Below are 12,728 nucleotides of genomic sequence, written 5' to 3' on the forward strand. Positions count from 1 at the left end.
CCGGCCTCGGCGGCCTGCTCCATGTATTCCTCCGGATGGCTCGCGCCGCAGAGGAAGGTGAAATTCGAGGTGATGCAGAGTTCGACCGCCATGCGGGCCAGTATATTCCCCTTTTGTTCTCACGTGGAGTCCGCTTGCCCGGCGCTGGCGGCGTCTCATGCATTTGCGGAAAGGCACCTTTGCAAAAACGTCGATTGCGCTAACGGCGCATTCGTGATGGCTTGGTCATGCCGCATTGCAGCGGAGCCTCCGGCATGGCCGGGGTCTCTTCCGCGATGCGTTCCCGAAATAACCAGTGACTCAGTTGGGATTTCCCATGACCTATCCGGACGCCCAGGTCCGCCGGACCATCCTTGCGCTCGCCCTCGGTGCCTTTGCCATCGGCGTATCCGAATTCGCCACGATGGGGCTTCTGCCCTATTACGCAAGCGACCTCGGCATTTCCGAGCCGGTCGCCGGGCATGCCGTCTCGGGCTATGCCTTCGGCGTTGTGGTCGGTGCGCCGGTCCTGGCCGTGCTGGGGGCGCGGCTGCCGCGCAAGCTGTTCCTGGTGATGCTGATCGCCTTCTTCGCGCTGGCCAATGCCGTGGCGGCGCTGGCGCCCTCCGCCGATCTGCTGATCGGCTCGCGCTTCCTGTCGGGCCTGCCGCATGGCGCCTATCTGGGGATCGCGATGCTCTTCGCGGCGGACATCCTTCCCAAGGGCAAGCGCGCGCAGGGCGTGGCAAAGGTGCTGATGGGGCTGACCATCGCCAACGTGATTGGCGTGCCGGCCGCGGGCGCAATCGGGCAGAGCTTCGGCTGGCGCTGGTGCTTCGTCATCGTCACGGTTCTCGCGGCGGCCTCTGCGCTGATGATCAAGCGCGTCGCCCCGGTGGAGCCGGCCGATCCGGCGGCGAGCCCGCTGCGCGAGCTGGGCGTGCTGAAGAGCCGGGCGATGTGGCTGACCCTGCTGGTCGGCTCGGTCGGCTTCGGCGGGGTCTTCGCGGTCTATTCCTTTTTCTCGGCGGCAATGATCGACGCGGCGTCGGCGCCGTCCTGGGCGATTCCGCTGGCGCTGTCGGGCTTCGGCCTCGGCGCGACCTTCGGCAACGAGCTGGCCGGACGGCTGGCCAGCTGGTCGCGCTTCGGTGGGGCGCTGGTGCTGCTCCTGGGCATGGCCGCGGCGCCGGTGGCCTACGCGCTGGCGATGGGCGACTGGGTGATGATGACCGTCTCCCTGTTGGTGCTTGGCTGCACGGCCGGGCTGGTGATCCCGCTGCAGATGCGGCTGATGGACGTGGCGGCGGATGGGCAGAACCTGGCAGCGGCGCTGAACCATGCGGCCTTCAACTTCGCCAATGCGATCGGGCCGCTGCTGGCGGGCATGGTGCTGGCGGCGGGCTATGGCTGGGCGGCAACCGGCTGGGTCGGCGCGGCGCTGGCCCTGGGCGGGATCGCAGTGCTGGGCCTGGCCTGGGCCGATGCCCGCAGCGGCAAGCTGCCCGGCGGCGGGATCGCCGTTCCGGCCTGACCGCTGGCGCCCTCCCTCTCCCCGCGGGGGAGAGGGCCGGGGTGAGGGGGCGCCGGCCTCCGCGGAAACAGGACCGCAGACACGAAAACGCCCGCCTTCCGGCGGGCGTTCGCATGTCCGGGATGCGGCGCGATCAGGAGTGGATCGGGCCGTCGCCGCAGGCCAGCGCGGCTTCGCGCACGGCTTCCGAGAAGGTCGGGTGCGCGTGGCAGGTCAGGGCGATGTCCTGGGCCGCGGCGCCGAATTCCATGCCGACGCAGATCTCGTGGATCAGCTCGCCCGCCGACGGGCCGATGATGTGGCAGCCGAGGATCCGGTCGGTCTCCTTGTCGACCAGCATCTTGACGAAGCCGTCCGAGGCGAAGACGGCCTTGGAGCGGCCATTGCCCATGAAGGAGAACTTGCCGACCTTGTAGGCTTTGCCCTCGGCCTTCAGCGCCTCTTCGGTCTTGCCGACCGACGCGACCTCCGGCCAGGTGTAGATCACGCCCGGGATGACGTCGTAGTTCACGTGGCCATGCTTGCCCGCGACCACCTCGGCGACGGCCATGCCCTCGTCCTCGGCCTTGTGCGCCAGCATCGGGCCCTCGATCGCGTCGCCGATGGCATAGACGCCCGGCACCGAGGTCTGCCAGTGCGCGTCGGTGGCGATCTGCCCGCGCTTGGTCATCTCGACGCCCAGCTCCGCCAGGCCCAGCCCGTCGGTGAAGGGCTTGCGGCCGGTGGCGACCAGAACGACATCGGCCTCGATCGAATGCTCGCTGTCGTCCTTCTTCAGCTTGTAGGTGACCTTGGCACCGCCCTCGGTCAGCTCGGTGCCCTGCACCGCGGCGCCCAGCACGAAGTTGAAGCCCTGCTTCGACAGCAGCTTCTGGAACTGGCGCGCGACCTCGGCATCGGCGCCGGGGGTGATGGCGTCCAGGTACTCGACCACGGTGACCTCGGCGCCCAGGCGGCTATAGACCGAGCCCATCTCCAGCCCGATCACGCCCGCGCCGATGACGACCATCTTCTTCGGCAGGGTCTCGAGCTCCAGCGCGCCGGTCGAGGTCACGACGGTCTTCTCGTCGATCTCGACGCCGGGCAGCGAGGCGGGCACGGAGCCAGAGGCGATGATGATGGTCTTCGCCGAATAGGTCGTGTCGCCGACCTTGACCTGGCCGGCCGCGGGCACAGAGCCCCAGCCCTTCAGCCAGTCGATCTTGTTCTTCTTGAACAGGAACTCGATGCCGGACGTGTTCGACTTGATGACGTCGTCCTTGTAGGCCTTCATCTGCGGCCAGTCGATCTCGGGCTCGCCGGCCTTGATCCCCATCTTGGCGAAGTTCTCGTGCATCTCGTGCACTTCGTGCGATGCATGGAGCAGGGCCTTGGAGGGGATGCAGCCGATGTTCAGGCAGGTGCCGCCGAGGGTCTCGCGGCCTTCGACGCAAGCGGTCTTCAGGCCCAGCTGGGCGCAGCGGATCGCACATACATAGCCGCCGGGTCCGGCGCCGATCACGATCACATCATAGTCTGCCATTCTTTCCTCCTGGCGAAACATTGGGGCGTGGCGTTTCGGTATACTACAGTCCACAAACTGCAGGCGCCACCGGGTTTACAGATGTCATAAGAGCACGGCCAGCAGCATGACAACCGTGGCAAACCATCCTGCCGACCAGATGCAGGAACGCCACGGTACAAGGCCGAAATAGTAGGCCGGCACGTAGAGAATGCGCGCAGCGAGGTAGATCCAGGCGCAGGCGGCGGTCAGGGTCCCGGACTTTCCGGCCAGGGTGACGGCGGCGACGGCGATGGCGAAGAGGATCAGCCCCTCGAAATGGTTCTGCAGCGCGCGGGCGAGGCGGGCCGTGCCGCGGCTGACGCGGTCGCCCAGCGGACCGTCATCGCGCGGACCCAGCGTTTGGCGGGGGCCGAGCTCCAGATTGGCGGCGATGGCGAGAAGGGCGAGATGGACGCATTGCAGGAGCGCGGCGAGGACAAGGGCGGTCAGTTCAGGGCTCACGGAGCGGCTCCATCGGCAGCTTTCGGGCAGCACCTAATCCCCGGAGGCGATTCCGGCAAGGCATCGCGGCCCGATACCTCAGCCGGCGGCGACGCTCAGCCGGTCCTCGGGCGCTGGGGCAGCGGCGCGCGCGGCGGATTGGGCTGGCCGCCCAGCAGGCGCTGCAGCTGTCCCTCGCGGTAGCCGATGACAAAGCAGGTGGCGAAGACGGGGGCGACCTCGTCGGCGGGGCGGGCATCGACCCCCTGGCGGGCGAGCCGCTCTCCCAGCGCATAGGCGGCGCCTGCGCCGCCGTCGCTGCAGGCGGCAGAGGCGACACCGGCCGCGAGGATGAAAGGCAGCGAGAGGGGCACGCAGTGGCGCATGTGATGGCTCCTGATCCGGACCGGTCCTCCCTGTCACGGATGCTATCACTGCGCGGCGAACGGCGCGGCCTGATCGTTAAACTTGCGAAAGCTTTGCGGCACTGCAGCATGACCTTGCGGCAGATCCGGGCGACGCTGCCTGCGGTTTCAGCGCCATGAGAAAAGGGGCACCGCTTGCGCGATGCCCCTTCTGCGATCCGTCAGAAAGCTGCGGATCAGAAGTGGTACGAGACCTTGATGGCGGCCGTGGTGCCGTCGATCTCGGTGTCGTCGTTGAAATCGTCCATTTTCTGGTACTGGATTTCGCCACCGAGGGACAGGGCATCGGTCATCATGTAGTCGTAGCCGACGCCGCCGCTGTAGCCCCAGGAGGCGCCCAGGCCGTCGCTGGCTTCGCCATAGGCGCCACCGGCAGTTGCGTAGACCATCGACCGGCCGAGGTCGTAGCCCAGCTTGGCCTTGATGTGGCTCAGGCTGTCGAGGTCGTGGCCGTCGAATTCCAGGCCGGTCGCGTTGGCGTCGACTTCGGCGCCGTAGACCAGGCGGTTCTGGGTCACGCCCTGCCAACCGGCATGGAGACCGCCGACAGCGTCGTTGTCATCGGTGTCGAGGACGTCGCCGTCTGCATCGAACCAGCCGCCACCGAGCTGGGCACCGGCATAGAAGCCTTCCCAGAGGCTGGCGGGCACGATCGGTGCGACCGGAACGGGATCGGGCGCAACGACGGGCTCTTCAAGGGCGCCTGCCAGCATCGGCGAAGCGGAAAGGCCGAGGACGGAGGCCGTGGCGAGGGCATAGACTGCACGCATGTGAGTACTCCTTAAGTTTCTCTTCTCAAGAGGCGGACTGTTTTCCGTGAGCGGTCCGCGTGCGGCTCGAAAGCAAAAATAATCCCGAATGGGACGAAAGGAACTGGGGACGGAGCGAGTTGATCAGTGTGTTGCGCGATTGTCATCAATTAGTAACGTTTTCATGATTTCCCCGCGATGAGCTACTTGCCGCCAACTTGTCCTCTGCTGGGCAATATACTGGCAGATTTGAAAAAATTCGGACGGCCTCCGGCACGCCGTCCGGAACGCCGATCACGGGCTTTCCCGTCGGCGGAAGTCCCGTCTTGACGAAATTTGCCCAGAAACCGGCTAATTCTTGCCGATTGTGTTCCAGCACCGGTCCTGTCCCGGCCAGCTCCGCCGACTCATTCCGCCCTCAGCCAGTCCCTAGCTTCCGACTCGGTGCCGACCGGGAAGACCCGGATCGGGCAGGGCATGACCGGCGCGAAGAGGGCGATGGCGGTTTTCAACCACAGGTTGCCTGCGACGACGGCGACCTTGCCGAACCCGTGCCAGTGGCGCAGGCCCAGCCGCGCATCCTCGGCCATCGCGCCTGCGGTGTAGTGCCGGAAATCGCCGTCGAAGACGGCCAGCAGCCGGAGCCGCTCGCGCGCCTCCAGCGCGGCCTCGACCGCGGGGACCAGCACGGTCTCGTAGTCACCGGCGGTCACGGTGCCGGAGATCCGGACCTCCAGGATGTCGTCAGCGGGGGTCGAGCCGAGGGTGATCATGGTCTTCCGCCTCCTGCGGGCGGCCCCGGGAAGGCCGGAGCCTCGCCCCCGATATGGGACGCCGGGCCCGCGAATGCCATTGCCGCCCCCCGGAACGCGAAAAGGCGCCCCTGGGGGCGCCTTCCGATCTGGTGCAATCGCCGTGGCGGCGGATCAGAGATCCATCAGCAGGCGGCGCGGATCCTCGAGGGCTTCCTTGACGCGGACCAGGAAGGTCACGGCGCCCTTGCCGTCGACGATGCGGTGGTCGTAGCTCAGCGCCAGGTACATCATCGGGCGGATGACGATCTGGCCGTTCACGACGACCGGACGGTCCTGGATCTTGTGCATGCCGAGGATGCCCGACTGCGGGGGGTTCAGGATCGGCGACGACATCAGCGAGCCGTAGACGCCGCCGTTCGAGATGGTGAAGGTGCCGCCCTGCATTTCCGCCATGGACAGCTTGCCGTCGCGGGCGCGCTTGCCCTTGTCGGCGATGGCCTTCTCGATCTCGGCGAAGGACATCTGGTCGGCGTCGCGGATGACCGGAACGACGAGGCCCTGCGGGGTGCCCGCGGCGATGCCCATGTGGACGTAGTTCTTGTAGACCACGTCGGTGCCGTCGATCTCGGCGTTGACCTCCGGGACTTCCTTCAGCGCGTGCACGCAGGCCTTGGTGAAGAAGGACATGAAGCCCAGCCGGGCGCCGTGCTTCTTCTCGAAGAGCTCCTTGTACTCCTTGCGCAGGTCCATCGCCGCCGACATGTCCACCTCGTTATAGGTGGTCAGCATGGCCGCGGTGTTCTGGCTGTCCTTCAGGCGGCGCGCGATGGTCTGGCGCAGCTTGGTCATCTTCACCCGCTCTTCGCGGGCGGCATCCTCGGCCGGGCTCGGCGCGCGCGGGGCGGCCGGTGCCGACGGAGCGGCGGCAGGCGCGGTCATCGCCTTCAGCACGTCGCCCTTCATGATGCGGCCGTCCTTGCCGGAGCCGGAGACCGATGCCGGGGAGATGCCCTTCTCGGCCATCAGCTTGTTGGCCGAGGGCGCGTTCTCGACATCCTTGCCGCCTGCGGCCGGGGCCGGAGCTGCAGCTTCCGCCTTCGGCGCGGCGGCCGGAGCGGCGCCGCCCGAGGTCAGCACGGCCAGCTTCGCGGAGGCGTCGACGGTCGCGCCTTCCGGCGCGATGATCTCGGCCAGGACGCCTGCGGCAGGCGACGGAACCTCGACGGAGACCTTGTCGGTTTCCAGCTCGCACAGCATCTCGTCCTGCGCGACGGTATCGCCGACCTGCTTGAACCAGGTCGAGACGGTCGCCTCGGAGACGGACTCGCCCAGGGTCGGGACCATCACGTCGATGCTCTCGCCGCCGGAAGCTGCCGGGGCTTCTGCCGCCGGAGCGGCCGGGGCGGCTGCCGGAGCGGCCTCGCCGGCGCCTTCGGAGATCGACGCCAGGAGCGCGTCGACGCCGACGGTGTCGCCTTCATTCGCCACGATCTCGGCCAGGGTGCCTGCGGCGGGCGAGGGGACCTCCACGGTCACCTTGTCGGTTTCCAGCTCGCACAGCATCTCGTCCACCGCCACGGTGTCGCCGGGCTTCTTGAACCAGGTGGCGACGGTGGCCTCGGTGACGCTTTCCCCGAGCGTGGGGACACGGACTTCGGTCGACATACTCTTAGTTCCCTTCGGTCGTAAGCGCTTCGTTCACGAGCGCGTTCTGCTGTGCTTTGTGCTGGCTGGCCAGGCCGGTCGCCGGCGAGGCCGAGGCGGCGCGTCCGACATAGCGGGGCCGCTTGTGGGTGGCGCCGATCTTCTCGAGCACCCATTCGATATTAGGCTCGATGAAGGTCCAGGCGCCCTGGTTCTTGGGCTCTTCCTGGCACCAGATCATCTCGGCGCCCCTGAAGCGCTGCAGCTCGTCGACCAGGCTCATGGCCGGGAACGGATAGAACTGCTCGACGCGCAGCAGGTAGACATCGTTGATGCCGCGCGCGTCGCGCTCTTCGAGCAGGTCGTAGTAGACCTTGCCCGAGCACATCACCACGCGCTTGATCTGCTCGTCGGGCGCCAGGCTGGCGGGATGCTCGCCGATATCCGCATGGTCCTTCAGCACCCGGTGGAAGCTGGAGCCCTCGGTGAAGTCCTTCAGCTCGGAGACGCAGAGCTTGTGGCGCAGAAGCGATTTCGGCGTCATCAGGATCAGCGGCTTGCGGAAGTTGCGGTGCAGCTGGCGGCGCAGGATGTGGAAGTAGTTCGCCGGGGTCGAGCAGTTCGCCACGATCCAGTTGTCTTCCGCCGACATCTGCAGGAAGCGCTCCAGCCGGGCCGAGCTGTGCTCGGGGCCCTGGCCCTCGAAGCCGTGCGGCAGAAGGACGGTCAGGCCCGACATGCGCAGCCACTTGCGTTCGCCCGAGGAGATGAACTGGTCGAACATGATCTGCGCGCCGTTGGCGAAGTCGCCGAACTGGCCTTCCCACAGGACGAGCGCGTTCGGTTCCGCCAGCGAGTAGCCGTATTCGAAGCCCAGCACCGCGTATTCGCTGAGCGCCGAGTCGATCACCTCGTAATGCGCCTGGCCCTCGCGGATGTGGTTCAGCGGGTAGTAGCGCTCTTCGGTCTTCTGGTCGACGAGGCCGGAATGGCGCTGCGAGAAGGTGCCGCGCGTGCAGTCCTGGCCCGACAGGCGGACCGGATAGCCCTCGGTCTGCAGCGAGCCGAAGGCCAGGGCCTCAGCCGTCGCCCAGTCGAAGCCGGTGCCGGTTTCGAACATCTCGGCGCGGGCATTAACGAACCGGCCGATGGTCTTGTGGGTGTGCACCGCATCCGGGATCTGGGTCAGCGCGCGGCCGATCTCGTGGAAGGTCTCGGTCTTGATGCCGGTCTGGCCGCGCTGGTATTCTTGGCCTTCCTTGTCGAGGTTGGCCCAGCGGCCGTCCAGCCAGTCGGCCTTGTTCGGCTTGAATTCCTTGCCGGCCTCGAACTCTTCGTTCATCAGCGCCTGGAACTGCGCCTTCATGTCCTCGATCTCGCCCTCGGGGATCAGCCCGTCCTTGACCAGGCGGTCGGTATAGAGCTGCAGCGTGGTCTTGTGGCGCTTGATCTTGGTGTACATCTCGGGCTGCGTGAACATCGGTTCATCGCCCTCGTTGTGCCCGAAGCGGCGGTAGCAGAAGATGTCGAGCACGACATCCTTGCCGAAGCGCTGGCGGAATTCGGTCGCGACCTTGGCGGCATGCACCACGGCCTCGGGATCGTCGCCATTGACGTGGAAGATCGGCGCCTCGACGACCAGCGCGTTGTCGGTCGGGTAGGGCGAGGAGCGCGAGAAATGCGGCGCGGTGGTGAAGCCGATCTGGTTGTTCACCACGATATGGATCGTGCCGCCGGTGCGGTGGCCGCGCAGGCCCGAGAGCGCGAAGCATTCCGCCACGATGCCCTGGCCCGCGAAGGCGGCGTCGCCATGGAGCAGCACCGGGATGACCGCGCGGCGCTCGGGATCCTTGAACTGGTCCTGCTTGGCGCGGGCCTTGCCCAGGACGACCGGGTTCACCGCCTCGAGATGCGAGGGGTTGGCGGTCAGCGACAGGTGCACGCTGTTGCCGTCGAATTCGCGGTCGGAGGAGGCGCCGAGGTGGTATTTCACGTCGCCGGAGCCGTCGACATCCTCGGGCTTGAAGCTGCCGCCCTGGAATTCGTTGAAGATCGCCTTGTAGGGCTTCTGCATCACGTTCGCCAGGATGTTCAGGCGGCCGCGGTGCGGCATGCCGATGACGATCTCCTTGACGCCCAGGTTGCCGCCGCGCTTGATGATCTGCTCCATCGCCGGGATCAGCGCTTCGCCGCCGTCGAGGCCGAAGCGCTTGGTGCCCATGTACTTGACGTGCAGGAACTTCTCGAAGCCCTCGGCTTCCACCAGCTTGTTCAGGATCGCCCGGCGGCCTTCGCGGGTGAAGGTGATTTCCTTGTCGAAGCCCTCGATCCGCTCCTTCAGCCAGCCGGCCTGCTCGGGATCGGAGATGTGCATGTACTGCAGCGCGAAGGTGCCGCAATAGGTGCGCTTCACGATCGCCATGATCTGGCGCATCGTCGCCAGCTGCAGGCCCAGCACCTGGTCGATGAAGATCGGCCGGTCCATGTCGGCCTCGGTGAAGCCGTAGGATTTCGGGTCGAGCTCGGGATGCGGCGTGGTCTCGCGCATGTTCAGCGGGTCGAGATCGGCCACCAGATGGCCGCGGATCCGGTAGGCGCGGATGATCATCAGCGCGCGCACGGAGTCGAGCACGGCGCGCTTGACCGCCTCGTCGGAGACCGAGACGCCCTTCTCGGCGGCCTTCGACTTGATCTTGTCGCCGGCGGCCTTCACTTCTGCGGCCGGGGCGGCCCATTGGCCGTCCAGCGCCTGGGTCAGGTCGTCATTCGGCGTCGGCGGCCAGTCCATGCGCGCCCAGGAGGCACCCTTGGCCTCTGCCGTCACGTCGGTCTCGGCATCCCCCAGGGTGGCGAAGAAATCGGCCCATGCGGCGTCCACGCTCGCCGGGTCGCTGGCGTACATCGCGTAGAGCTGTTCGATATACTCCGCATTCTGGCCCTGCAGAAAGCTGGAGGCATGGAATATGTCGTTCTTGCTCATTTCGGTCATGGCTGTGCCTCTAGGGGTTGGATCCCGGTGAAGTGGTTCCGGCGGCGCCGGGCAGGGACTGACCGGAACGCCTTGGTGCTAGGTAGGTGCGGAGATGCAGATGTCAGCACCCGGCATCTGCGGAAATGCCAGCAGAACCCGCGCGGCCGGAGCGCCAAGGCGGCGTCCGGCTGCAAGTCACGGGCTCTGATCGCGTTTCCTGGTCCCATTGGGTGCGAAAGTGCCTCAGGGGCGTAAACAAAGACAGACTGGCGCCTGCCGGGGTTGGGTGGGGCGCGCGGTTTCCCGCGCGCCTGCCGAAATTACTTGCCCATCGCCTTCAGGACGGCCTCGCCAAGGGTGGCGGGGCTGTCTGCGACGACGATGCCGGCCGCTTCCATCGCGGCGATCTTGTCCTCGGCACCGCCCTTGCCGCCGGCGACGATGGCGCCTGCATGGCCCATGCGGCGGCCCGGAGGCGCCGTGCGGCCGGCGATGAAGCCCGCGGTCGGCTTCCAGCGGCCCTTCTTCTTCTCGTCGGCGAGGAACTGCGCTGCGTCCTCTTCCGCCGAGCCGCCGATTTCGCCGATCATGATGATCGCGTCGGTCTCGTCATCGGCGAGGAACATCTCGAGCACGTCGATATGCTCGGTGCCCTTGATCGGGTCGCCGCCGATGCCGACGGCCGAGGACTGGCCGAGGCCCAGATCGGTGGTCTGCTTCACGGCTTCGTAGGTCAGCGTGCCCGAACGGGACACGACGCCGACGCGGCCGCGCTTGTGGATGTGGCCGGGCATGATGCCGATCTTGCACGCGTCCGGGGTGATGACGCCCGGGCAGTTCGGGCCGATCAGGCGCGACTTGGAGTCGATCAGGGCGCGCTTCACCTTCATCATGTCGAGGACCGGGATCCCCTCGGTGATGCAGATGATCAGCTCCATCTCGGCGTCGATCGCCTCGAGAATCGAGTCCGCGGCGAAGGGCGGCGGCACGTAGATGACCGACGCGTTGGCTTCGGTCACGTGCTTGGCTTCGTGCACGGAGTTGAAGACCGGCAGGTCCAGGTGGGTGGTGCCACCCTTGCCCGGGGTCACGCCGCCGACCATCTTGGTGCCGTAGGCGATGGCCTGCTCGGAGTGGAAGGTGCCCTGCGAGCCGGTGATGCCCTGGCAGATGACCTTGGTGTTTTCGTCAACGAGGACAGCCATGTGGCGTTCTCCTTACTAGAATTCTGCTAGGGGGTCAGCCTTTGACGGCCTTCACGATCTTCTCGGCGCCGTCGGACAGGTTGTCGGCCGCGATCACGTTCATGCCGGAATTCGCGATGATTTCCTTGCCCTTCTCGACGTTCGTGCCTTCGAGACGGACGACCAGCGGAACCTGCAGGCCGACTTCCTTCACGGCTGCCAGCACGCCTTCCGCGATCACGTCGCAGCGCATGATGCCGCCGAAGATGTTCACCAGGATGCCCTTCACGTTCGGGTCCGAGGTGATGATCTTGAAGGCTTCGGTCACTTTCTCTTTCGTCGCGCCGCCGCCCACGTCGAGGAAGTTGGCAGGCTCTGCGCCGTAGAGCTTGATGATGTCCATCGTCGCCATGGCCAGGCCCGCGCCGTTGACCATGCAGCCGATTTCGCCGTCGAGCGCGATGTAGTTCAGGTCGTACTTGGAAGCGGCCAGTTCCTTGGCGTCTTCCTCGGTCTCGTCGCGCAGGGACATGATGTCCTGGTGGCGGTAGAGGGCGTTGCCGTCGAAGCCGAGCTTCGCGTCGAGCACCTTCAGGTCGCCGCCTTCGGCCACGATCAGCGGGTTGATCTCCAGCATCTCCATGTCCTTCTCGACGAAGGCCTGGTAGAGCTTGCCCATCAGCGCGACGCACTGCTTGACCTGGGCGCCCTTGAGGCCCAGCGAGAAGGCGATGCGGCGGCCGTGATACGGCTGGTAGCCGGTCGCGGGATCGACGGAGAAGGACAGGATCTTCTCGGGGGTGGAGGCTGCGACTTCCTCGATGTCCATGCCGCCCTCGGTGGAGCAGACGAAGGAGATGCGCGAGGTCACGCGGTCCACCAGCAGCGCCAGGTACAGCTCGGTCTCGATGCCGGAGCCGGCTTCGATGTAGACGCGGTTGACCTGCTTGCCGGCCGGGCCGGTCTGGTGGGTGACGAGGGTGCGGCCCAGCATCTTCTGGGCTTCCTCTGCGGCTTCCTCCACCGATTTGGCCAGGCGCACGCCGCCCTTCTCGCCTGCGGAGGCTTCCTTGAAGTGACCCTTGCCGCGGCCGCCGGCATGGATCTGGGCCTTGACGACCCAGAGCGGGCCTTCGAGTTCACCTGCGGCGGTCTTCGCCTCCTCCGCTTTCAGTACGATGCGACCGTCCGACACCGGAGCGCCGTAGTCGCGGAGAAGGGCTTTCGCCTGGTATTCATGAATGTTCATGAAAGCTGTCCCGTCTTGTGCAAGTTGTAGTTCCGTCTAAACACCGGGCAGGGCATCCTTTGAACCGAAAATCTGCCGCACCGGCGGCGTTCAGGGAAAAAAATCGGTTTTGTGATCACACGCCCGAAAGCTGTGATCACAAATTGGCGCTGGTTGCTGGACAGGCATGCGGGACCGGCAAAGCCCTGCCGATGACCTCCGGCGCTAACAGCCGGACAGGCCGAATCACCCGGCTGCCCCGGAACCGCGGTCGC

Annotated in this window: 10 protein-coding genes; 1 reads left to right on the top strand and 9 read right to left on the bottom strand. The window is 66.4% G+C overall.

The window, feature by feature from the left end; translation table 11 throughout:
- Window positions 1–316 precede the first annotated feature (316 nt).
- On the top strand, window positions 317–1,513 hold the full coding sequence (locus FGX59_RS14020; RefSeq protein ID WP_138467323.1) for an MFS transporter: 1,197 nt from the start codon (window positions 317–319) through the stop codon (window positions 1,511–1,513).
- A gap of 133 nt (window positions 1,514–1,646) precedes the next feature.
- Here FGX59_RS14020 and lpdA read toward each other — a convergent pair whose 3' ends face one another.
- The 9 genes from lpdA to sucC form a co-directional block, all read right to left on the bottom strand.
- Entirely contained in the window at window positions 1,647–3,035 is a 1,389-nt protein-coding gene (gene lpdA / locus FGX59_RS14025) for a dihydrolipoyl dehydrogenase (protein WP_138467325.1), read from the bottom strand.
- Window positions 3,036–3,119: 84 nt separating this feature from the next.
- Window positions 3,120–3,518: an MAPEG family protein gene (locus FGX59_RS14030; protein WP_138467327.1), complete on the bottom strand. Its 399-nt coding sequence runs from the start codon at window positions 3,516–3,518 to the stop codon at window positions 3,120–3,122.
- A 95-nt stretch (window positions 3,519–3,613) separates the two neighbouring features.
- Window positions 3,614–3,883, bottom strand: a complete 270-nt coding sequence (locus tag FGX59_RS14035) for a hypothetical protein (RefSeq protein ID WP_138467328.1) — start codon at window positions 3,881–3,883, stop codon at window positions 3,614–3,616.
- A gap of 215 nt (window positions 3,884–4,098) precedes the next feature.
- Window positions 4,099–4,692 (bottom strand): outer membrane protein, encoded by a 594-nt coding sequence (locus tag FGX59_RS14040; protein WP_138467330.1) that lies wholly within the window; start codon window positions 4,690–4,692, stop codon window positions 4,099–4,101.
- 386 nt (window positions 4,693–5,078) lie between these two features.
- Complete coding sequence (locus FGX59_RS14045; RefSeq protein ID WP_138467332.1) at window positions 5,079–5,444, bottom strand: STAS/SEC14 domain-containing protein; 366 nt, start codon at window positions 5,442–5,444, stop codon at window positions 5,079–5,081.
- Window positions 5,445–5,597: 153 nt separating this feature from the next.
- Window positions 5,598–7,091 carry a 2-oxoglutarate dehydrogenase complex dihydrolipoyllysine-residue succinyltransferase gene (odhB, locus tag FGX59_RS14050; RefSeq protein ID WP_138467334.1) on the bottom strand — a complete coding sequence of 498 codons (1,494 nt, stop codon included), beginning with the start codon at window positions 7,089–7,091 and terminating at the stop codon, window positions 5,598–5,600.
- 4 nt (window positions 7,092–7,095) lie between these two features.
- On the bottom strand, window positions 7,096–10,059 hold the full coding sequence (locus tag FGX59_RS14055) for a 2-oxoglutarate dehydrogenase E1 component (protein ID WP_138467335.1): 2,964 nt from the start codon (window positions 10,057–10,059) through the stop codon (window positions 7,096–7,098).
- Window positions 10,060–10,361: 302 nt separating this feature from the next.
- Window positions 10,362–11,246, bottom strand: a complete 885-nt coding sequence (sucD, locus tag FGX59_RS14060; protein WP_138467338.1) for a succinate--CoA ligase subunit alpha — start codon at window positions 11,244–11,246, stop codon at window positions 10,362–10,364.
- A gap of 34 nt (window positions 11,247–11,280) precedes the next feature.
- Entirely contained in the window at window positions 11,281–12,474 is a 1,194-nt protein-coding gene (gene sucC, locus FGX59_RS14065; RefSeq protein ID WP_138467340.1) for an ADP-forming succinate--CoA ligase subunit beta, read from the bottom strand.
- Window positions 12,475–12,728 lie beyond the last annotated feature (254 nt).

Origin of the sequence: Poseidonocella sp. HB161398, from assembly GCF_005870025.1 — a bacterium.
GTDB lineage: Bacteria > Pseudomonadota > Alphaproteobacteria > Rhodobacterales > Rhodobacteraceae > Mangrovicoccus.

What these genes read in the sequence shown, in the direction of transcription:
- FGX59_RS14020 (WP_138467323.1), top strand. Translation starts at nt 317, where the DNA reads ATGACCTATCCGGACGCCCAGGTCCGCCGGACCATCCTTGCGCTCGCC.
- lpdA (WP_138467325.1), bottom strand. Translation starts at nt 3,035, where the DNA reads ATGGCAGACTATGATGTGATCGTGATCGGCGCCGGACCCGGCGGCTAT.
- FGX59_RS14035 (WP_138467328.1), bottom strand. Translation starts at nt 3,883, where the DNA reads ATGCGCCACTGCGTGCCCCTCTCGCTGCCTTTCATCCTCGCGGCCGGT.
- FGX59_RS14040 (WP_138467330.1), bottom strand. Translation starts at nt 4,692, where the DNA reads ATGCGTGCAGTCTATGCCCTCGCCACGGCCTCCGTCCTCGGCCTTTCC.
- FGX59_RS14045 (WP_138467332.1), bottom strand. Translation starts at nt 5,444, where the DNA reads ATGATCACCCTCGGCTCGACCCCCGCTGACGACATCCTGGAGGTCCGG.
- odhB (WP_138467334.1), bottom strand. Translation starts at nt 7,091, where the DNA reads ATGTCGACCGAAGTCCGTGTCCCCACGCTCGGGGAAAGCGTCACCGAG.
- FGX59_RS14055 (WP_138467335.1), bottom strand. Translation starts at nt 10,059, where the DNA reads ATGACCGAAATGAGCAAGAACGACATATTCCATGCCTCCAGCTTTCTG.
- sucD (WP_138467338.1), bottom strand. Translation starts at nt 11,246, where the DNA reads ATGGCTGTCCTCGTTGACGAAAACACCAAGGTCATCTGCCAGGGCATC.
- sucC (WP_138467340.1), bottom strand. Translation starts at nt 12,474, where the DNA reads ATGAACATTCATGAATACCAGGCGAAAGCCCTTCTCCGCGACTACGGC.